General features: G+C 57.8%; 18 protein-coding genes. 10 read left to right on the forward strand and 8 right to left on the reverse strand.

Annotated features, from left to right (window positions below; all coding sequences use genetic code 11):
* Positions 1 to 54: 54 nt before the first annotated feature.
* From bglX to BM007_RS14845, 5 genes are all read left to right on the forward strand, one after another.
* Complete coding sequence (gene bglX, locus BM007_RS14825) at positions 55 to 2,352, forward strand: beta-glucosidase BglX (RefSeq protein ID WP_090419548.1); 2,298 nt, start codon at positions 55 to 57, stop codon at positions 2,350 to 2,352.
* A 148-nt stretch (positions 2,353 to 2,500) separates the two neighbouring features.
* On the forward strand, positions 2,501 to 3,418 hold the full coding sequence (locus BM007_RS14830) for a glycine betaine ABC transporter substrate-binding protein OsmF (protein WP_024908150.1): 918 nt from the start codon (positions 2,501 to 2,503) through the stop codon (positions 3,416 to 3,418).
* Positions 3,419 to 3,430: 12 nt separating this feature from the next.
* Complete coding sequence (locus BM007_RS14835) at positions 3,431 to 4,588, forward strand: ABC transporter permease (RefSeq protein ID WP_090419550.1); 1,158 nt, start codon at positions 3,431 to 3,433, stop codon at positions 4,586 to 4,588.
* Positions 4,581 to 5,531, forward strand: coding sequence for an ABC transporter ATP-binding protein (locus BM007_RS14840; protein ID WP_032646538.1), 951 nt, complete (start codon positions 4,581 to 4,583; stop codon positions 5,529 to 5,531). The genes BM007_RS14835 and BM007_RS14840 overlap by 8 nt, the downstream gene beginning before the upstream one ends.
* Positions 5,515 to 6,252, forward strand: coding sequence for an ABC transporter permease (locus tag BM007_RS14845; protein ID WP_061714768.1), 738 nt, complete (start codon positions 5,515 to 5,517; stop codon positions 6,250 to 6,252). Before BM007_RS14840 ends, BM007_RS14845 begins: the two co-directional genes overlap by 17 nt.
* Here BM007_RS14845 and BM007_RS14850 read toward each other — a convergent pair.
* Positions 6,227 to 6,340 (reverse strand): protein YohO, encoded by a 114-nt coding sequence (locus BM007_RS14850; RefSeq protein WP_008500895.1) that lies wholly within the window; start codon positions 6,338 to 6,340, stop codon positions 6,227 to 6,229. The genes BM007_RS14845 and BM007_RS14850 overlap by 26 nt on opposite strands.
* A gap of 69 nt (positions 6,341 to 6,409) precedes the next feature.
* The gene (gene mlrA / locus BM007_RS14855; RefSeq protein WP_024908146.1) at positions 6,410 to 7,150 is read right to left on the reverse strand and encodes an HTH-type transcriptional regulator MlrA; all 741 of its coding nucleotides are present in this window, start codon (positions 7,148 to 7,150) and stop codon (positions 6,410 to 6,412) included.
* 217 nt (positions 7,151 to 7,367) lie between these two features.
* Here mlrA and BM007_RS14860 point away from each other — a divergent pair, with 217 nt between their 5' ends.
* Genes BM007_RS14860 through BM007_RS14870 form a run of 3 tightly spaced genes read left to right on the forward strand, consistent with a single transcriptional unit; the run spans position 7,368 to position 10,283 of the window.
* Positions 7,368 to 9,053 (forward strand): sensor histidine kinase, encoded by a 1,686-nt coding sequence (locus tag BM007_RS14860; RefSeq protein WP_048992500.1) that lies wholly within the window; start codon positions 7,368 to 7,370, stop codon positions 9,051 to 9,053.
* Positions 9,047 to 9,766, forward strand: a complete 720-nt coding sequence (gene btsR, locus BM007_RS14865) for a two-component system response regulator BtsR (protein ID WP_024908144.1) — start codon at positions 9,047 to 9,049, stop codon at positions 9,764 to 9,766. Before BM007_RS14860 ends, btsR begins: the two co-directional genes overlap by 7 nt.
* A gap of 46 nt (positions 9,767 to 9,812) precedes the next feature.
* On the forward strand, positions 9,813 to 10,283 hold the full coding sequence (locus BM007_RS14870) for a YehS family protein (RefSeq protein ID WP_008500891.1): 471 nt from the start codon (positions 9,813 to 9,815) through the stop codon (positions 10,281 to 10,283).
* Positions 10,284 to 10,389: 106 nt separating this feature from the next.
* On the opposite strand, the gene metG is transcribed toward BM007_RS14870, so the two are convergent.
* The gene (gene metG / locus BM007_RS14875; RefSeq protein WP_032663202.1) at positions 10,390 to 12,423 is read right to left on the reverse strand and encodes a methionine--tRNA ligase; all 2,034 of its coding nucleotides are present in this window, start codon (positions 12,421 to 12,423) and stop codon (positions 10,390 to 10,392) included.
* 137 nt (positions 12,424 to 12,560) lie between these two features.
* Between metG and apbC the strand changes: the two genes are divergently transcribed.
* Positions 12,561 to 13,670 carry an iron-sulfur cluster carrier protein ApbC gene (gene apbC, locus BM007_RS14880; RefSeq protein ID WP_045908656.1) on the forward strand — a complete coding sequence of 370 codons (1,110 nt, stop codon included), beginning with the start codon at positions 12,561 to 12,563 and terminating at the stop codon, positions 13,668 to 13,670.
* A 95-nt stretch (positions 13,671 to 13,765) separates the two neighbouring features.
* On the opposite strand, the gene BM007_RS14885 is transcribed toward apbC, so the two are convergent.
* Together BM007_RS14885 and BM007_RS14890 are read right to left on the reverse strand one after the other, a co-directional pair.
* Positions 13,766 to 14,245 carry a GNAT family N-acetyltransferase gene (locus tag BM007_RS14885; protein WP_090419553.1) on the reverse strand — a complete coding sequence of 160 codons (480 nt, stop codon included), beginning with the start codon at positions 14,243 to 14,245 and terminating at the stop codon, positions 13,766 to 13,768.
* Positions 14,196 to 14,519 carry an RcnB family protein gene (locus tag BM007_RS14890; RefSeq protein ID WP_048992494.1) on the reverse strand — a complete coding sequence of 108 codons (324 nt, stop codon included), beginning with the start codon at positions 14,517 to 14,519 and terminating at the stop codon, positions 14,196 to 14,198. Before BM007_RS14890 ends, BM007_RS14885 begins: the two co-directional genes overlap by 50 nt.
* A gap of 251 nt (positions 14,520 to 14,770) precedes the next feature.
* On the opposite strand from BM007_RS14890, the gene BM007_RS14895 reads away from it, so the two are divergent.
* Positions 14,771 to 15,286, forward strand: coding sequence for a protein disulfide oxidoreductase (locus BM007_RS14895; protein WP_090419556.1), 516 nt, complete (start codon positions 14,771 to 14,773; stop codon positions 15,284 to 15,286).
* Between the two features lie 36 nt (positions 15,287 to 15,322).
* On the opposite strand, the gene BM007_RS14900 is transcribed toward BM007_RS14895, so the two are convergent.
* The 3 genes from BM007_RS14900 to BM007_RS14910 all read right to left on the reverse strand — a co-directional run bounded on the left by BM007_RS14900 (position 15,323) and on the right by BM007_RS14910 (position 19,525).
* Entirely contained in the window at positions 15,323 to 16,789 is a 1,467-nt protein-coding gene (locus BM007_RS14900) for a pyridoxal phosphate-dependent decarboxylase family protein (RefSeq protein ID WP_024908138.1), read from the reverse strand.
* 18 nt (positions 16,790 to 16,807) lie between these two features.
* On the reverse strand, positions 16,808 to 18,184 hold the full coding sequence (locus tag BM007_RS14905) for a diaminobutyrate--2-oxoglutarate transaminase (protein WP_014884533.1): 1,377 nt from the start codon (positions 18,182 to 18,184) through the stop codon (positions 16,808 to 16,810).
* A 333-nt stretch (positions 18,185 to 18,517) separates the two neighbouring features.
* Positions 18,518 to 19,525, reverse strand: a complete 1,008-nt coding sequence (locus BM007_RS14910) for a LacI family DNA-binding transcriptional regulator (RefSeq protein ID WP_090419562.1) — start codon at positions 19,523 to 19,525, stop codon at positions 18,518 to 18,520.
* Positions 19,526 to 19,569: the final 44 nt, after the last annotated feature.

Raw genomic sequence — 19,569 nt, forward strand, 5'->3', positions numbered from 1 at the left:
TCGCACGGTATGGCCGAGATCGTCCGGCGGTTATTGATGAGAGAGTAAAACGACATGAAATGGCTATGTTCTGTAGGTGTCGCCGTAAGCCTGGCGCTGCAACCTGCGCTGGCAGAGGATTTGTTTGGCAATCACCCGCTCACGCCTGAAGCACGGGATGCGTTTGTCACGGAATTGCTCAAGAAAATGACGGTCGATGAGAAAATCGGCCAGCTGCGCCTTATCAGCGTCGGCCCGGATAACCCGAAAGAGGCCATCCGGGCGATGATCAAAGACGGGCAGGTAGGGGCCATCTTTAATACCGTCACCCGCCAGGATATCCGCAAGATGCAGGACCAGGTGATGGATCTCAGCCGCCTGAAAATTCCTCTGTTCTTTGCCTATGACGTGGTGCACGGCCAGCGTACCGTCTTCCCGATTAGCCTCGGCTTAGCGTCTTCCTTTAACCTCGACGCGGTGAAAACCGTCGGGCGCGTGTCGGCTTATGAAGCGGCGGACGACGGCCTGAACATGACCTGGGCACCTATGGTGGACGTCTCGCGCGATCCGCGCTGGGGCCGCGGCTCGGAAGGCTTTGGTGAAGATACGTATTTAACCTCCACGATGGGCAAAACCATGGTGGAAGCGATGCAGGGCAAAAGCCCGGCGGATCGCTACTCGGTGATGACCAGCGTCAAACACTTCGCAGCCTATGGCGCAGTGGAAGGCGGTAAAGAGTACAACACCGTCGACATGAGCCCGCAGCGCCTGTTTAACGACTATATGCCGCCGTACAAGGCAGGGCTGGATGCGGGCAGCGGCGCGGTGATGGTGGCGCTGAACTCCCTGAACGGCACGCCGGCGACGTCCGATTCCTGGCTGCTGAAAGACGTGCTGCGCGACCAGTGGGGCTTTAAAGGCATCACCGTTTCTGACCACGGCGCGATTAAAGAGCTGATCAAGCACGGTACCGCCTCCGATCCGGAAGACGCGGTGCGCGTGGCGCTCAAGTCCGGCATCAACATGAGCATGAGCGATGAGTATTACAGCAAATACCTGCCGGGGCTGGTGAAGAGCGGCAAGGTAACGATGGCGGAGCTGGACGATGCCGCGCGCCACGTGCTGAACGTGAAATACGACATGGGGCTGTTTAACGATCCGTACAGCCACCTGGGCCCGAAAGAGTCTGACCCGGCAGATACCAACGCCGAAAGCCGTCTGCACCGCAAAGAAGCGCGTGACGTGGCGCGCGAAAGCCTGGTGCTGCTGAAAAACCGCCTCGACACGCTGCCGCTGAAAAAATCCGGCACCATTGCCGTGGTGGGCCCGCTGGCCGACAGCAAGCGCGACGTGATGGGCAGCTGGTCTGCCGCGGGCGTGGCTGACCAGTCCGTGACCGTGCTGACCGGTATCAAGAGTGCCGTCGGTGAAAACGCCAAAGTGGTTTACGCCAAAGGGGCGAACGTCACCAACGATAAAGACATCGTGACCTTCCTCAACCAGTATGAGGAAGCGGTCAAGGTCGATCCGCGCACGCCGAAGGAGATGATTGACGAGGCGGTGAACGCCGCGAAGCAGTCTGACGTCGTTGTCGCGGTCGTGGGGGAAGCGCAGGGTATGGCGCACGAAGCCTCCAGCCGTACCGATATCACCATTCCACAGAGCCAGCGCGATCTGATCGCCGCCCTGAAAGCCACCGGCAAGCCGCTGGTGCTGGTGCTGATGAACGGTCGTCCGCTGGCGCTGGTGAAAGAAGACCAGCAGGCTGACGCCATTCTGGAAACCTGGTTCGCCGGTACCGAAGGCGGTAACGCCATCGCCGACGTTCTGTTTGGCGATTACAACCCGTCGGGCAAGCTGCCGATGTCCTTCCCGCGCTCCGTCGGGCAGATCCCGGTTTACTACAGCCACCTGAATACCGGTCGCCCGTACAACGCCGACAAGCCGAACAAGTACACCTCTCGTTACTTCGACGAAGCTAACGGCCCGCTGTATCCGTTTGGTTACGGCCTGAGCTACACCACCTTCAAGGTTTCTGACGTGAAAATGTCAGCGCCTACGATGAAGCGTGACGGCAAAGTCACCGCCAGCGTTGAGGTGACCAACACCGGCAAGCGCGAAGGGGCAACGGTGATTCAGATGTACGTTCAGGATGTCACCGCGTCGATGAGCCGTCCGGTGAAACAGCTGCGCGGTTTTGAGAAGGTCAACCTGAAGCCGGGGGAAACCAAAACCATCAGCTTCCCGATCGACGTGGATGCGCTGAAGTTCTGGAACCAGCAGATGAAATATGATGCGGAACCGGGCAAGTTTAACGTCTTTATCGGCGTGGACTCCGCCCGCGTGAATAAAGGCGAGTTCGAGCTGCTGTAACCTTTCCCTCCTTTGCCTCCCCCCGTCCTGCGGGGGAGGCGTCTTACCTTATGCTAAAAAGGCATTTTGACGGTTAATTCCGCCGTTTTAAGCTACGCTTTTCTCTCAAGCCTCTGAAAAAGGCAGCAAAATAAATGAGGATAGTAGAATGACGATTGCAAAGGGGATGTTGGGATCTGCGGTGCTGCTGGCGGCGCTAAGTCTGCCGCTACAGGCGGCGGAGCCGGTAAAAGTGGGCTCAAAGATCGATACCGAAGGGGCGCTGCTCGGCAATATTATTTTGCAGGTGCTGGACAGCCACGGCGTGAAAACCGTCAATAAAGTTCAGCTCGGCACCACGCCCGTCGTGCGCGGCGCGATCACCTCCGGCGAGCTGGATATCTACCCGGAATACACCGGCAACGGCGCGTTCTTCTTCAAACAAGAAAACGATCCGGCATGGAAAAACGCTAACGCCGGGTATGAGAAAGTCAAAAAGCTCGACGCGGAACAGAACAAACTGGTCTGGCTGACCCCAGCCCCGGCCAACAACACCTGGACTATCGCCGTGCGCAAGGACGTGGCGGAGAAAGGCAAGCTCACCTCGCTTGCGGATCTCAGCCGCTACCTGAAAGAGAAGGGCGATTTCAAGCTCGCGGCCTCTGCGGAGTTTATCGAGCGTCCTGATGCGCTCCCGGCGTTCGAAAAAGCCTACGACTTCAAGCTCGACCAGGCGCAGCTGCTCTCTCTTGCGGGCGGGGATACCGCGGTGACCATCAAAGCGGCGGCGCAGCAAACCTCTGGCGTTAACGCGGCCATGGCCTACGGCACCGACGGCCCGGTGGCGGCGCTCGGCCTGCAAACCCTGACCGATCCTAAAGGCGTACAGCCGATTTACGCCCCGACCCCGGTCGTGCGTGAGGCGGTGCTGAAAGCCTATCCGGAGATTGCCGACTGGCTCAAACCGGTCTTCGAAAAACTGGATGAAAAAACGCTGCAACAGCTGAATGCCAGCATTGCCGTCGAGGGGCTGGATGCCAAAAAAGTGGCCGCCGACTTCCTGAAACAACAAGGGCTTGTGAAGTAACGGGAAAGGGCTGTGCCAATAAAATGTCATAACCGCGTCCTGCTGCTGCTGGCCTGCGTGGCCATCGCGGCGGTCGCGCTGCCGTTTGTCAACGTAGCCCCAAACCGTCTGATGTCGGGGGAGGGCAAAGCGCTCTGGCAGGTCTGGTCTTTCACGCCGGGGTGGCTGGCGGCGGCGCTGGCCGCGTGGGTTGCGCTATCGTTCTGGCAAGGGCGCACGGCGCAGTGGCTGACGCTGCTCCTCGCTGAAGGGCTGTTTATCATTCTGTTCTGGAGTGGCGGGCTGGCGGCGACGCACATGGCGTCGGCAGAAAGTCCGCTGGCGAGAACCACGGTGGGTAGCGGCCTCTGGCTGTGGCTGGCGCTCTGTCTGCTGGTCAGCAGCGATGCCATTCGTCGACTCATCTCCAGCGCCGTCTGGCGCTGGGTGCTCAACGCGCAGATATGGTGCATTCCCTTGTTCCTGCTGTTCAGCGGGGAACTGAACAATCTCTCGCTGTTAAAAGAGTACGCTAACCGTCAGGAGGTGTTTGATGATGCCCTGGCGCAACACCTGACGATCCTCTTCGGGACGCTCTTTCCGGCGCTGCTGCTCGGGATCCCCCTGGGCATGTGGTGTTACCGCCATCCTTCACGTCAGGGCGGTGTCTTTGCCGTGCTCAACGTGATCCAGACCATTCCTTCAGTTGCGCTGTTTGGCCTGCTGATTGCGCCGCTGGCCGGGCTGGTGAAGTCATTTCCGGTGCTGGGAACGCTCGGCATAGCCGGAACGGGGTTAACGCCCGCCCTTATCGCGCTGGTGCTGTATGCGCTGCTGCCGCTGGTGCGCGGCGTGGTCGCGGGCCTGGGCCAGGTCGCACCTGACGTGCTGGAAAGCGCCCATGCGATGGGCATGAGCGCGCGGCAGTGTTTCTGGAAAATTCAGCTCCCGCTGGCGCTGCCCCTGCTGCTGCGCAGCCTGCGGGTGGTAACGGTACAGACCGTCGGCATGGCGGTGATTGCGGCGCTGATTGGTGCGGGCGGCTTTGGCGCCCTGGTGTTCCAGGGGCTGCTAAGCAGTGCGCTCGATCTGGTGTTATTGGGCGTGGTTCCGACGATTGCGCTGGCGGTTGTCGTCGACGCGCTGTTTGCCTTATGGCTCGCGCTGCTCAGGATAAGAGCCAATGATTGAATTTCACGATGTCAGTAAAACCTTTGCCGGTCGCCCGGCGGCGAGCCACCTGAACCTGAACTTTGCCGAGGGGGCGTTTTCCGTGCTGATTGGCACCTCAGGCTCGGGAAAATCCACCACCCTGAAGATGATCAACCGGCTGGTGGAGCACGACAGCGGGCTGATCCGCTTTGCCGGAGAAGAGATCCGCAGCCTGCCGGTGCTGGAGCTGCGCCGTCGGATGGGCTATGCCATTCAGTCTATCGGCCTGTTTCCACACTGGACTGTGGCGCAGAACATCGCCACCGTGCTGCAGCTGGAGAAGTGGTCGCGAGCGAAAATCGCCGATCGTGTTGATGAGCTGATGTCTCTGCTGGGGCTCGAGCCCGCGCTGCGCGACCGCTATCCGCACCAGCTTTCCGGCGGGCAGCAGCAGCGCGTGGGCGTGGCGCGCGCGCTGGCGGCCAACCCGCAGGTGCTGCTGATGGATGAACCCTTCGGCGCGCTGGATCCGGTCACGCGCGGGGCGCTGCAGGCGGAGATGACCCGTATTCACCGTATTCTCGGACGCACGATCGTTCTCGTGACGCATGATATTGATGAAGCCCTGCGCCTGGCCGACCATCTGGTGCTGATGGATCATGGCGAAGTGGTGCAGCAGGGCTCGCCGCTTGAGCTGTTAACCTGGCCGAAGAACGACTTTGTGCGCGAGTTTTTTGGCCGCAGCGAGCTGGGCGTGAGGCTGCTCTCCCTGCGGACGGTCAGCGACTATATGCGTCGGGAGGAGACATCGCTAAGCGGCGAACCGCTGCAGGCGCAGATGAGCCTGCGGGATGCCCTGTCCGCGTTTGTCGCGCGCCAGTGCGAGGTATTGCCCGTCTCGGACGCTCGCGGGACGCCGTGCGGAACCTTACATTTTCGCGATCTGCTGGCCGGGGAGGTGACGCGTGAAGGCACTGCGTGATCCGCTCCTCTGGCTGGTAGCGCTCTTTGTCGCCTTGCTGTTTCTGATGCCTCACAGCGCGGCGCTGTTTAACGCCCTTTTTCCCGGGCTGCCGCGGCCGGTCTATCAGCAGGAGAGCTTTATTAATCTCGCCCTGGCGCATCTCTGGCTGGTGGCGCTCTCAAGCGCCATCGCGGTTGTGCTGGGGGTAGGGGCAGGCATCGCGGTCACGCGTCCTGCGGGCCGGGAGTTTCGTCCGCTGGTAGAGACGATAGCGGCCATTGGACAGACGTTTCCGCCGGTGGCGGTGCTTGCGATAGCGGTTCCGGTGATGGGCTTTGGCCAGCAGCCTGCCATTATTGCGCTGATTTTATATGGCGTACTGCCGGTTCTGCAGGGCACGCTGGCGGGCCTCGCGGCGGTACCGGCGTCGGTGCTGAGCGTGGCTGAAGGGATGGGGATGAGTCGCGGCCAGCGGCTGCGCAAGGTTGAACTGCCGCTTGCGGCACCGGTTATCATTGCCGGGATCCGCACGTCGGTCATCATTAACATTGGGACGGCGACCATTGCGTCTACGGTTGGTGCCAATACGCTGGGAACGCCGATTATTATCGGCCTGAGCGGGTTTAATACGGCTTATATAGTGCAGGGAGCGGTGCTGGTCGCGCTGGCGGCAATCGTCGTCGATCGCCTTTTTGAGCGGCTCGCGCTCTACCTCAGCCGACACCGCCGCGAACAATAAACGAGTATCCTGCCAGCATCACGCCGCCGATACCGCTTACGGCCATCAGGACAAAAAGGGTAATAATGGCCAGTTTGGTTGCCTTCATCATGTGCTCCTGTTGTTAACGGAACAATTATACGGTGAAGCGCAGCTGTTAATGAACCATAAAATGCCGTTATGGCTCATCCGGGCCAAGGGAATAAACCGGGTAACCATTCTCACGCCATTCCGTCAGCAGCTGTTGCTGCGTGGCGGACGGCACTTCGCCACACCAGACCAGCAGGGTCTGGCCCTCAAAAAACTCAGGCTTAAGCTGCGCCAGCGAATGCGCCAGGACATCCACGCGCCAGCCCTTCTGGGTGGCAATCCACGCTTCCAGCCACAGGCGGGTGGTATCGTGCACGTTCCAGCCGACCACCAGCGCATCTTTTCCGGCTTTGTTCTTCGCCGAGGCAAGGCAGACGGCGATGTAGTTGATCAGCACCCCGTCGAGCATGCTGAGCAGCGCCTGCAGGGTGGACTGCTGACACTGCAGGCGTCGACGGAGCGGAATGAAAAGATGGTTGATCAGCGTCTGTGCCGGATAATCGCGGCCTTGCTCTTTTATCCATGCGCGCAGGCGCTGAAGGTTGCCCGCCTGCAGGAGTCGCAGCAGGGTTTCCTGCTGTTCGCGCCAGAGGTGCTGCGTGTCCGGGTCGTCGTGGCTCAGCAGGGACTTCACCTTGCCGACCTGCACCCCGTTGTCGATCCAGCTTTTAATTTCGCGAATGCGGTCGATATCGGCTTCATTGAAAAGGCGATGCCCACCGTCGGTCCTCTGCGGTTTGAGTAATCCATACCGTCGCTGCCACGCCCGTAGGGTAACGGGATTGATATCACAAAGGAGTGCCACTTCACCTATTGTGTAAAGCGCCATATTCGCCCCCTGGCTTACGCGTCCCCAGCTTAACTGTAGACTCACTTTGGCGAACCAGGAAAGATTGATTGATTTTTGAACAAACAATGCGAAGCATGCGCGATATTCAGAAAAAGGTGTGATAACGGACACGATTTTGCGCTTTTTTGGAATGCTTCAAAGAAAGTAAACCCGCATCAGTGTATGTTACGCGTTTTTAGCGTGTGCGGTTTTGAGTATGTACGAGTTTAATCTGGTGCTGCTGTTGCTTCAGCAGATGTGCGTGTTTCTTGTCATTGCCTGGCTGATGAGCAAAACGCGCCTGTTTATCCCGCTGATGCAGGTCACCGTACGTCTGCCGCATAAGCTGCTCTGCTACGTCACCTTCTCTATTTTCTGCATCATGGGGACTTATTTTGGTCTCCATATCGAAGACTCTATTGCCAATACGCGCGCTATCGGCGCGGTGATGGGCGGGCTGCTGGGCGGTCCCGTCGTCGGTGGCCTTGTCGGTTTAACCGGGGGTCTGCATCGCTATTCCATGGGCGGGATGACGGCGCTCAGCTGCATGATCTCCACGATCGTGGAAGGTCTGCTAGGCGGGCTGGTGCACAGCTACATGATCAAACGCGGCCGCCCGGATAAAGTCTTTAGCCCGCTCACCGCCGGTGCCATTACCTTTGTAGCCGAAATGGCGCAGATGGCGATCATTCTGCTCATTGCCCGTCCGTTTGAGGATGCGCTGCACCTGGTCGGCAGTATTGCCGCCCCGATGATGGTAACCAACACCGTGGGTGCGGCGCTGTTTATGCGCATTCTGCTCGACAAGCGCGCCATGTTTGAGAAGTACACCTCGGCCTTTTCCGCGACGGCGCTGAAGGTCGCCGCCTCGACCGAAGGGATCCTGCGCCAGGGGTTCAACGAAGAGAACAGCATGAAGGTCGCGCAGGTGCTCTACAAGGAGCTGGATATCGGCGCGGTGGCTATCACCGACCGCGAGCGGCTGCTGGCCTTTACCGGCACCGGGGACGATCACCATCTGCCGGGGAAACCCATCTCCTCAGCCTACACGCTGCGCGCCATTGAAACCGGTGAGGTGGTGTACGCCGACGGTAACGAGGTGCCTTATCGCTGTTCGCTGCATCCGCAGTGCAAGCTGGGCTCCACGCTGGTGATTCCGCTGCGCGGCGAGAATCAGCGGGTGATGGGCACCATCAAGCTGTATGAGGCGAAAAACCGTCTGTTCAGCTCGATCAACCGCACGCTGGGGGAGGGGATCGCCCAGCTGCTGTCCGCGCAAATCCTCGCCGGACAGTATGAGCGGCAGAAAGCGCTGCTGACGCAGTCCGAAATTAAGCTGCTGCATGCCCAGGTCAATCCGCATTTCCTGTTCAACGCCCTCAACACGCTCAAAGCGGTGATCCGCCGCGACAGCGATCAGGCCGCGCAGCTGGTGCAGTTTCTGTCGACCTTCTTTCGCAAAAACCTGAAGCGACCGTCTGAGATCGTCACCCTCGCCGATGAGATTGAGCACGTGAATGCCTATCTTCAGATTGAGCAGGCGCGTTTCCAGTCGCGCCTGCAGGTGTCGCTCTCCGTGCCGGATGAGCTGGCGTATCAGCATCTTCCGGCCTTTACCCTGCAGCCGATTGTGGAAAACGCCATTAAGCACGGCACGTCGCAGCTACTGGGAACGGGGGAGATAACCATTGCCGCCAGCCGTTTTAACCACCATCTGGTGCTGGATATTGAAGACAATGCCGGGCTTTACCAGCCTTCCGCCTCTGGCGGTCTGGGGATGAGCCTGGTGGATAAACGCCTGCGCGCCCATTTTGGCGACGACTGTGGCATTACCGTCGCCTGTGAGCCAGACCGATTTACCCGTATTACCGTACGACTGCCGCTGGAGGAAAACGCATGTTAAGAGTGCTGATTGTGGATGACGAGCCGCTGGCACGGGAAAACCTGCGCGTTCTGCTGCAGGAGCAGCCGGATATTGAGATTGTGGGGGAGTGCGCGAACGCCATTGAGGCCATCGGCGCGGTGCACAAACTGCGCCCGGACGTGCTGTTCCTCGATATTCAGATGCCCCGCATCAGCGGGCTGGAGATGGTCGGCATGCTCGACCCGGAACATCGTCCCTACATCGTGTTTCTGACGGCGTTTGATGAATATGCCGTTAAGGCCTTTGAGGAGCACGCGTTTGACTATCTGCTCAAGCCGATTGAAGAGAAGCGGCTGGAAAAAACGCTCACCCGTTTACGCCAGGAGCGCACCGTACAGGACGTCACGCTTCTGCCGGAAAACCAGCAGCCGCTGAAGTTCATCCCCTGCACCGGGCACAGCCGGATCTATCTTCTTCAGATGGATGATGTGGCCTTTGTCAGCAGCCGCCTGAGCGGAGTGTTTGTCACCAGCGCGGAAGGGAACGAAGGGTTTACCGAGCTGACCCTGCGCACGCTGGAGAGCCGCACGCCGCTGATTCGCTGCCACCGCCAGTATCTGGTGAACATGGCGCACCTGAAGGAGATCCGCCTGGAAGATAACGGCCAGGCCGAGCTGGTGCTGCGTGCCGGACAAACGGTACCCGTCAGCCGTCGCTACCTGAAGAGTTTGAAAGAGGCGATTGGGCTGTAAAGCTGGTACACTGCGCGCCATTGCATCATCGACATTCGAAGGCTCTATGCTAAGTAACGATATTCTTCGTAGCCTGCGCTACACCCTGAAAGCGAACAATAACGACATGGTGCGCATTCTTGCGCTGTCCGACATGGAATCCACGTCTGCGAGTTTTGACACGTGGATGACCAAAGAAGACGAAGAGGGATTTGTCCGCTGCCCTGACATCATTCTGTCGGGTTTCCTGAACGGCCTGATTTACGATAAGCGTGGCAAAGATCCGGCCGCGCCAGAGCTGGCGCTTGAGCGTCGCGTGAACAATAACACGGTGCTGAAAAAGCTGCGCATCGCCTTCTCGCTGAAAACGGACGATATCGTGGCGATCATGACTGAGCAAAAATTCCGCGTATCCGTGCCGGAAGTCACCGCCATGATGCGTGCGCCGGATCATAAAAACTACCGCGAGTGCGGCGATCAGTTTCTGCGTAATTTCCTGCGCGGGTTAACTCACCGGGTGCATCACCCGAAGGCGTGATTGCAGAATGGGTGTGGCCTGATGCCCTCACCCCGACCCTCTCCCACAGGGAGAGGGAGAAAACAAAATGCCATAAAAAAGCCGGAGATTATCTCCGGCTTTTTTGTTATTTCACCTGCTGACCCGGCTTCGCGCCTTCGTCAGGGCTTAACAGGAAGATATCTTTCCCGCCAGGGCCTGCGGCCATCACCATCCCCTCAGAGATGCCGAAGCGCATTTTGCGCGGCGCCAGGTTCGCCACCATCACGGTTTGACGGCCGATCAGCACCTGCGGGTCCGGATAGGCAGAACGGATGCCGGAGAAGACGTTGCGCTTCTCGCCGCCCAGATCCAGCGTCAGGCGCAGCAGCTTGTCAGAACCGTCCACGAATTCCGCGTTTTCAATCAGCGCCACGCGCAGGTCGACTTTGGCGAAATCATCGAAGGTAATGGTTTCCTGAATCGGATCGTCCGCCAGCGGGCCGGTGACCGGTGCCGCAGCCGCCTTCACCTCTTCTTTAGACGCTTCTACCAGGGCTTCAACCTGCTTCATCTCGATGCGGTTGTACAGCGCCTTGAAGGTGTTGACCTTGTGGCCGAGCAGCGGCTGCTGGATTGCATCCCAGGTCAGTTCGGTGTTCAGGAACGCTTCAGCACGGGCTGCCAGCTGCGGCAGAACCGGCTTCAGCCAGGTCATCAGCACTCGGAACATGTTCAGACCCATGGTGCAGATCGCCTGCAGGTCAGCGTCGCGGCCTTCCTGTTTCGCGACCACCCACGGGGCCTGCTCGTCCACATATCGGTTGGCAACATCGGCCAGCGCCATGATTTCACGAATCGCTTTACCGAATTCACGGCTTTCCCAGGCTTCACCAACCGCAGCGGCGGCATCGGTGAAGGTTTTATACAGCTCAGGATCGGCCAGTTCAGCAGAAAGCACGCCGTCAAAACGCTTCGCGATAAAGCCCGCGTTACGGGACGCCAGGTTGACGACCTTGTTGACGATGTCCGCGTTCACGCGCTGCACGAAATCTTCCAGGTTCAGGTCGATATCGTCGATGCGGGAAGAGAGCTTCGCGGTGTAGTAGTAGCGCAGGCTGTCCGCGTCGAAGTGGTTCAGCCAGGTGCTGGCCTTGATGAACGTCCCGCGGGACTTGGACATCTTCGCGCCGTTCACCGTTACGTAGCCGTGTACGAACAGGTTGGTTGGCTTGCGGAAGTTGCTGCCTTCCAGCATCGCCGGCCAGAACAGGCTGTGGAAGTAAACGATGTCTTTACCGATGAAGTGGTACAGCTCGGCAGTGGAATCTTTCTTCCAGTATTCGTCGAAGCTGACGGTATCGCCACGCTTGTCGCACAGGTTCTTGAAGGAGCCCATGTAGCCGATTGGCGCGTCCAGCCAGACGTAGAAGTATTTGCCCGGCGCGTTCGGGATTTCAAAGCCGAAGTACGGCGCATCGCGGGAGATATCCCACTGCTGCAGGCCGGATTCGAACCACTCCTGCATTTTATTCGCCACCTGCTCCTGCAGCGCGCCGCTGCGGGTCCACGCCTGCAGCATTTCGCTGAAGGACGGCAGGTCGAAGAAGAAGTGCTCGGAGTCACGCATCACCGGCGTGGCGCCGGATACCACGGATTTCGGCTCGATAAGCTCGGTCGGGCTGTAGGTCGCGCCGCACACTTCGCAGTTATCGCCGTACTGGTCCGGGGATTTACATTTCGGACAGGTGCCTTTGACGAAACGGTCCGGCAGGAACATGCCTTTTTCCGGATCGTACAGCTGAGAGATGGTGCGGTTTTTAATAAAACCGTTCTCTTTCAGACGGGTGTAGATCAGCTCCGACAGCTCGCGGTTTTCGTCGCTGTGCGTGGAGTGATAGTTGTCATAGCTGATGTCAAAGCCAGCAAAATCAGTCTGATGCTCCTGACTCATTTCGGCAATCATCTGCTCCGGGGAAATCCCCAGCTGCTGCGCTTTCAGCATGATCGGCGTGCCGTGGGCATCGTCCGCACAGATGAAGTTAACCTCGTGGCCGCGCATTCGCTGGTAACGGACCCAGACATCAGCCTGGATATGCTCCAGCATGTGGCCGAGGTGGATTGAGCCGTTGGCGTACGGCAGTGCGCACGTTACCAGAATTTTCTTCGCGACTTGAGTCATAGTAGGCATTACTTCTTTTAACTGTGAAAAGGGTTTTTGATATTACCAAAAGGGGCATTATTAAGTAAGCACAAACCACGGCCTTTCAGGTAAACTTGTTCATCTAAGGTCTTATTCACAAGAACAAAGGAGTCGGGATGAGTTCTCAATCCCAGGCCAAATCACCGGAAGCCTTACGAGCAATGGTCGCCGGGACGCTGGCTAACTTTCAGCATCCAACCCTGAAGCACAATCTCACTACGCTGAAAGCGTTACACCACGTCGCCTGGCTGGACGATACGCTGCACATTGAGCTGCAGATGCCGTTCGTCTGGACCAGCGCCTTTGACGCGCTGAAAGAGCAGACCAGTTCTGAGCTGCTGCGCATGACCGGCGCGAAGGCGATCGACTGGAAGCTGAGCCACAGCATCGCCACGCTGAAGCGCGTGAAAAACCAGCCTGGCGTGAACGGCGTGAAAAACATCATTGCCGTCAGCTCGGGCAAAGGCGGGGTGGGGAAATCCTCTACCGCCGTTAACCTGGCGCTCGCGCTGGCAGCGGAAGGGGCAAAGGTCGGTATTCTGGACGCCGATATCTACGGTCCGTCTATTCCGAACATGCTGGGCGCGGAAAACCAGCGCCCAACTTCGCCGGACGGCACCCACATGGCGCCAATCATGGCGCACGGTCTGGCGACCAACTCCATCGGTTACCTGGTGACTGACGATAACGCCATGGTCTGGCGCGGCCCGATGGCCAGCAAAGCGCTGCTGCAGATGCTGCAGGAGACGATGTGGCCGGATCTGGATTATCTGGTGCTGGACATGCCGCCGGGCACCGGTGACATTCAGCTGACGCTGGCGCAGAACATTCCGGTGACGGGAGCCGTTGTGGTGACCACGCCGCAGGATATCGCGCTGATCGACGCCAAAAAAGGCATCGTGATGTTCGAGAAGGTGGAAGTGCCGGTGCTCGGTATCGTCGAGAACATGAGCATGCACATCTGCAGCAACTGCGGCCACCACGAACCTATCTTCGGCACGGGTGGCGCAGAAAAACTGGCCGCGAAGTATCACACCCAGCTGCTGGGACAGATGCCGCTTCACATTACCCTGCGCGAAGATCTGGATAGCGGCAAGCCGACGGTGGTCAGCCGTCCGGACAGCGAATTTGCAGAAATGTATCGCCAGCTGGCGGGACGCGTTGCGGCGCAGCTCTACTGGCAGGGCGAAGTCATCCCAGGTGAAATCGCGTTCCGCGCGGTGTAACGCCTTAGCGTAGAATTGCCGGGTGGCGCTTCGCTTACCCGGCCTACAAGTGGCACCATCACGTAGGTCGGGTAAGGCGAAGCCGCCACCCGACTTTAACCCAAGCGATAGTGCATCAAATAATATTCTCCCTCCGGAGAATCCCCCGTCGCCTCAATGTGCCAGCCGTGTCGCTGGTAAAACGCAATAGCCCGCGCATTCTTCACCAGACACTTAAGCGAACCCGTACTGGTAAACGTCTTCTGAACCTGCTCCAGGAGCAACTTCCCGACCCCGAGACTTTGATACTGCGGGTCAACAAATAGGTTGTGCAGGAAATTATCGTTCGTCCAGACGGAGGCAAAACCCAGGCGATGACCGTTCTGCGTGGCAACCCAAATCACTTCGTCACGGGTGGCCGCGTCAAAGTCTTCAAGCTGCCAGTCTGAACTGTCCAGCCATGGCCAGGCCTCACGCCGGGCGTGGAGGAAGAGCGTGCGCAGGAAAGGGCGATCGCTTTCCTGCCAGGGGCGGATCAGGATGGTATTAGCGGTGATAGAAAATATCTCCGTTATAGGCTTTGTAAATTTTGCCATCCGCATCGCCAATCAGCACGTAGTTCTCGCCCATGTAGGTCCAGTGGGTTCCGGCATCCGGAGCCGGCAGGTTACGCAGCTGGTACTGTTTGATGGTGTACTCCGGCGTTTGATACTGCGCCGGCGCCGTGTCGCCAATCTTGAATTTCGTGAAGTCAGCGATGAACTCTTGTTCTTCATAGGCCTTGATGCCGGATGCCGCTTGTGGTGCTGCATTCGCCGCGCTTGCCAGAGACATCACGACCCCGAGAAGCAGCCATTTACACTTAGCCATTTTTTCTCCAGTTGAACGGTTTTTAAGTTTGATTTTGCCTGCCAACAATACGGCAACCTGCCTATTTTAAATATCAGACTATGGCTTGTTTGAAAAAAAATGTAACAAAAATGAACCTACCTGATAATCGTTTTCCTTTTGGTATACCTCATCGATGACGCGATCTTTACCAGCTTACAGGCCCGACACTTCTTTACAGCGTGATGGCGTATTGCCCGTTAAGATGACCTTCGTTAAAACATGAGGTCACAATGGATAACCGCAAAATCAGTCGACTGCGCCGCTGGGCGCGGGAAGGGATCATACTCGTTCTGCTGACGCTGGCCGTGGTATGGGGTGTTGATTGGTATCGAAAACCGACGCTCCCCGCCAGTTTTAGTGCAACACCGATGACGAGCATCGATGGCAACATCCTCGATATCGCGGCGCTCAGCCAGGAGCGTCCGCTGCTGATTTACGTCTGGGCCACCTGGTGCAGCATATGCCGTTACACGACGCCTGCGGTTAATCAACTGGCAGAAGAGGGCGGGAACGTGGTGAGTATCGCCATGCGTTCTGGTGACAACGCAAAGCTTGAGCGCTGGGTTGATAAGAAACAGCTGAAAATGCCGGTGATTAACGATGCAAACGGTGCTTTGTCGCAGCAGTGGCAGGTGAGCGTCACGCCAACGCTGGTGGTTGTGTCGAAGGGGAACGTGGTCAGTACCACGACGGGCTGGACGAGCTACTGGGGATTAAAATTAAGGATGTGGTGGGCAGGCGTATAAAAATAACCCCTCTCCCGGCGGAAGAGGGGTGTTGTATTACTTAGCCAGAACTTCCTGCGCGGTGCGCTCAACCAGAGACAGCAGGATTTTAATATCTTCCAGCGTCACGGTTGGGTTCAGCAGCGTCAGCTTCAGGCAGGTCACGCCGTTATGCTCGGTCACACCGACGTTTGCACGGCCGGATTCCAGCAGCGCGTCACCAATTTTCTGGTTCAGCAGGGCGATACCCGCTTCATCGGTCTGCACCTGTCCGCGGAAGCGGAACAGAACGCTTGCCAGCTGCGGCTGCATAACCAGCTCCAGCGCAGGCTGCGCTTTCACGTAGGCCGCAACCTGCTGTGCCAGGGTCACGCCGTGATCGATGATCGCCGCGTATTGCTCCTGACCCAGCGCTTCCAGGCTCATCCACAGCTTCAGCGCGTCAAAACGACGGGTGGTCTGCAGAGATTTGGAAACCAGGTTAGGCACGCCGGCCTCTTCGTCGAACTCAGAGTTCAGGTAAGCCGCCTGATAGCGCATCAGCTCATAGTGGCGCGCTTCTTTCAGCAGGAACGCGCCGCAGCTGATGGTCTGGAAGAACTGCTTGTGGAAGTCCAGGGTGACGGAATCCACCAGCTCGATGCCGTCCAGGTAGTGACGATACTGCTCAGACATCAGCAGCGCGCCGCCCCAGGCCGCATCAACGTGTACCCAGATGTTCTGCTTCGCCGCCAGCTCTGCAATCGCACGCAGCGGGTCGATAGCACCGGCATCGGTGGTACCTGCCGTCGCGACGATGGCCAGAATCTGCTCGCCGTTCGCATTGCACTGTTCGATTTTCGCCGCCAGATCGGTCAGATCCATGCGGGAGAATTCGTCCGTTTTCACCTGCACCACGGACTGGTAACCCAGGCCCATCAGCGCCATGTTTTTCTGCACGGAGAAGTGCGCGTTTTCGGAGCACAGCACGCGAATTTTGCGCAGATCGCCAACCAGACCGTCCTGCTGAACGGAATGACCCTGACGCGCGAAAAACGCATCGCGAGCCAGCATCAGGCCCATCAGGTTGCTCTGAGTCCCGCCGCTGGTGAAAACACCTGCGTCGCCGGCCTGATAACCCACGCGGGTACGCAGCCACTCGATCAGTTTGATCTCAATGATGGTTGCGGACGGGCTTTGATCCCAGGAGTCCATACTCTGGTTAGTGGCGTTGATCAGCACTTCCGCCGCCTGGCTTACGACCAGGCTTGGGCAGTGCAGGTGCGCCACACACTGCGGGTGATGAACGGACAGGCTGTCTTTCAGGAAGAACTCGACGGCGCGTTCAATCGCCGCTTCGTTGCCCAGCCCTTTCGGGTTGAAATCCAGCTTAATACGGTCGCGCAGTTCCGCGACCGTTTTGCCCTGGTACATCTCAGGCTGTTTCAGCCACTGCATCACAGCCTGAGTGCTTTGTTCAATCGCCTGCTGGTAAGCTTCAATGCTCTGCGCAGAGGAGAACAAAATTGGGTTTGAATCAGACATCGTAATCAACAACTCCGGTTACGCCGGGCGAACGCCCGCAGCAAGCAGTGCCTGCTCAAATTTATCCAGGAAGATTTTCAGCTCTTCGTCACTGATCAGCAGAGACGGCAGCAGACGCAGAACGATACCGTTACGGCCACCGCGCTCCAGAATCAGACCGGCTTCGAAGCACTTCTTCTGAATCAGTGCAGACAGCTCGCCGTCGCCAGGGAAGCAGCCCATGTGGTCTGCGGCTTCGTGTGGCTTAACGATCTCAATACCGATCATCATGCCCAGACCGCGCACGTGGCCGATGACCGGATAGCGTTTCGCCATCTCTTTCAGCTGGCCTTTCAGCCATTCGCCCTGTGCAGCCACTTTGCCTGCGATGTTCTGGTCTTTCAGGATTTTCAGCGTCGTCAGACCGGTTGCCATCGCCAGCTGGTTGCCGCGGAAGGTACCGGTGTGGTGACCTGGCGCCCACGCATCGAACTGCTTTTTGATACCGAGTACGGCCAGCGGCAGACCGCCACCGACGGCTTTAGACATCACGATGATGTCTGGCTCAATGCCAGCGTGTTCGAAGGCGAAGAATTTACCGGTACGGGCAAAGCCAGCCTGAACTTCGTCGAGGATCAGCAGAATGCCGTGTTCCTGAGTCACTTTACGGATGCGCTGCAGCCACTCAGCCGGAGCCGGGTTCACGCCGCCTTCGCCCTGAACCGCTTCCAGGATCACCGCAGCAGGCTTACGCACGCCGCTTTCAACGTCGTTGATCAGGTTATCGAAGTAGTACGTCAGCGCTTTCACGCCCGCTTCACCACCGATACCCAGCGGGCAGCGGTATTCGTGCGGGTAAGGCATGAACTGCACTTCTGGCATCATACCGTCAACCGCTTCTTTCGGAGACAGGTTGCCGGTCACGGACAGCGCGCCGTGGGTCATACCGTGGTAACCACCAGAGAAGCTGATGATACCGCTACGACCGGTCACTTTTTTCGCCAGCTTCAGCGCCGCTTCAACGGCGTCAGCGCCGGATGGACCGGTGAACTGCAGGCAGTACTCTTTGCCCTGACCAGGCAGCAGAGAGAGCAGGTATTCAGAAAACGCGTCTTTCAGAGGCGTCGTCAGATCCAGAGTATGTAACGGCAAGCCGCTGGTAATGACATTTTGGATGCTTTTCAGCACATCAGGATGGTTATGGCCAAGCGCAAGGGTCCCTGCGCCTGCTAAACAGTCAAGGTATTCTTTATTATCTGCATCGGTGATCCACACGCCTTCTGCTTTAGTGATGGCTAAAGGCAGTTTACGCGGATAACTCCTGACGTTAGATTCAAACTCGGCCTGACGGGCCAGATAGGTTTCGTTGCTTTTGTGGGCATCTACGGTGTCAATACGGACTTTATCCGTCATCATATCACTCCTACAACCGCCGCTTCGTTATGAGCCACGATTGAATAAAAAGTTAAAAAACAGATGGGGGCCTGAAAAAAACGCCGCCAATATAGAGCCTTTTGCCACGGGGCTCAATGGTTAATTTGTTTACTGTTTTGTGACACGGGGCTGTGGGGAGAAAATATCCCCATTTTTAAAATGAAAATTGCATTTTATGCCAAATAAAAACAGCCTGTTACAGGCTGTTTGTCCGGCGTGTACAGTCGCAGAAAAGAGTGTGACAAAACGTGCCATCGAATGGCAAAAAAGGAGGCTGCCTGTCTCTATTCCTGCGTCATGTGCAAAAAGCGGTGCTCATGATGCATGCACAACGGAATCACGCATCAAAAAAGGACTTTCAACGCGCATGGTGTTCTGATGCTCTTCACCGTTAATAATATGCATGGCGCTCAGGCGACCAATTTCATAGTGTGGCAGTTGAACCGTCGTGAGAGGAGGCAGGAACAGCTCCCCAATACCCACCATATTGTCATAGCCGATAACGGCGACATCTTCCGGTATGCGAAGCCCTTGCGCCAGCAGCGTCTGGTACACCATAAACGCGATACGGTCGTTGCCGCAGATAACGGAGTCGAACCGGGGAATGCCATTCTGCATGTGCGCCAGCAATACTGACGGAATGTCACGATAGTGCTCATCGCCGAGCGCCATATAGCTGTGCGCCAGGCTGTGCGGGTCGAGTCCCGCTTCACGGCATGCACGTTCCAGCCCCTGACGACGTCGGGTTGTGGCCAGATGCCCCTCAGGCAAATGCAGGCAGAGAGGGCGTCGATAACCCTCCGCGAGTAACGCCCGTACGGCGGTATACTGCCCCTGTTCATCATCAGGAATATAGCTGGCGACCTTTTCGCCGTCACTTTCGCAGTTGGCCAGCACGCAGGGAAGGGTGAGGAGTTTGGCCGGGAGAGGAACCTGACGTAACCCCATGGTGGTGTAGATAATTCCGTCAGGCCGATGAGAGAGGAGAAGGTCGACAATGGCGTCCGGGTTGTCATCGGTAAACATATTCATCACGAAGCTGTTCCAGCCGTGCATTCTGGCCGTCTCTTCAATCGACAGCGTGATTTCCACCGAGAAAGGCGTCGTCACCGTATCGAGCGCCAGTACGCCTATGGTTTTCGGCGAGGCATGCGCGCCGCGAATTTTCTTGGCGGACAGGTCTGGCACGTAGCTGGTCTGCTCGATAGCCAGTTGAACGCGCGCCAGCGTTTCCGGCTTAAGGCGTTCCGGGGTGTTCAGCGCGCGGGAAACCGTCATCAGCGATACGTTAGCCAGCTTTGCGACGTCCTTCAGGGAAGCCATTTTCTTACTCCGTTAATGCTCTGTGTGAAAGGGTATACAACTAA

Source organism: Enterobacter sp. NFIX59 (assembly GCF_900113755.1).
In the GTDB taxonomy this organism is placed as follows: domain Bacteria; phylum Pseudomonadota; class Gammaproteobacteria; order Enterobacterales; family Enterobacteriaceae; genus Enterobacter; species Enterobacter pseudoroggenkampii.

Bases quoted from the DNA above. Each gene is read 5' to 3' on its own strand.
- bglX (WP_090419548.1), top strand. From the start codon at position 55: ATGAAATGGCTATGTTCTGTAGGTGTCGCCGTAAGCCTGGCGCTGCAA.
- BM007_RS14830 (WP_024908150.1), top strand. From the start codon at position 2,501: ATGACGATTGCAAAGGGGATGTTGGGATCTGCGGTGCTGCTGGCGGCG.
- BM007_RS14840 (WP_032646538.1), top strand. From the start codon at position 4,581: ATGATTGAATTTCACGATGTCAGTAAAACCTTTGCCGGTCGCCCGGCG.
- BM007_RS14850 (WP_008500895.1), bottom strand. From the start codon at position 6,340: ATGAAGGCAACCAAACTGGCCATTATTACCCTTTTTGTCCTGATGGCC.
- mlrA (WP_024908146.1), bottom strand. From the start codon at position 7,150: ATGGCGCTTTACACAATAGGTGAAGTGGCACTCCTTTGTGATATCAAT.
- BM007_RS14860 (WP_048992500.1), top strand. From the start codon at position 7,368: ATGTACGAGTTTAATCTGGTGCTGCTGTTGCTTCAGCAGATGTGCGTG.
- btsR (WP_024908144.1), top strand. From the start codon at position 9,047: ATGTTAAGAGTGCTGATTGTGGATGACGAGCCGCTGGCACGGGAAAAC.
- BM007_RS14870 (WP_008500891.1), top strand. From the start codon at position 9,813: ATGCTAAGTAACGATATTCTTCGTAGCCTGCGCTACACCCTGAAAGCG.
- metG (WP_032663202.1), bottom strand. From the start codon at position 12,423: ATGACTCAAGTCGCGAAGAAAATTCTGGTAACGTGCGCACTGCCGTAC.
- apbC (WP_045908656.1), top strand. From the start codon at position 12,561: ATGAGTTCTCAATCCCAGGCCAAATCACCGGAAGCCTTACGAGCAATG.
- BM007_RS14885 (WP_090419553.1), bottom strand. From the start codon at position 14,245: ATGGCAAAATTTACAAAGCCTATAACGGAGATATTTTCTATCACCGCT.
- BM007_RS14890 (WP_048992494.1), bottom strand. From the start codon at position 14,519: ATGGCTAAGTGTAAATGGCTGCTTCTCGGGGTCGTGATGTCTCTGGCA.
- BM007_RS14895 (WP_090419556.1), top strand. From the start codon at position 14,771: ATGGATAACCGCAAAATCAGTCGACTGCGCCGCTGGGCGCGGGAAGGG.
- BM007_RS14900 (WP_024908138.1), bottom strand. From the start codon at position 16,789: ATGTCTGATTCAAACCCAATTTTGTTCTCCTCTGCGCAGAGCATTGAA.
- BM007_RS14905 (WP_014884533.1), bottom strand. From the start codon at position 18,184: ATGATGACGGATAAAGTCCGTATTGACACCGTAGATGCCCACAAAAGC.
- BM007_RS14910 (WP_090419562.1), bottom strand. From the start codon at position 19,525: ATGGCTTCCCTGAAGGACGTCGCAAAGCTGGCTAACGTATCGCTGATG.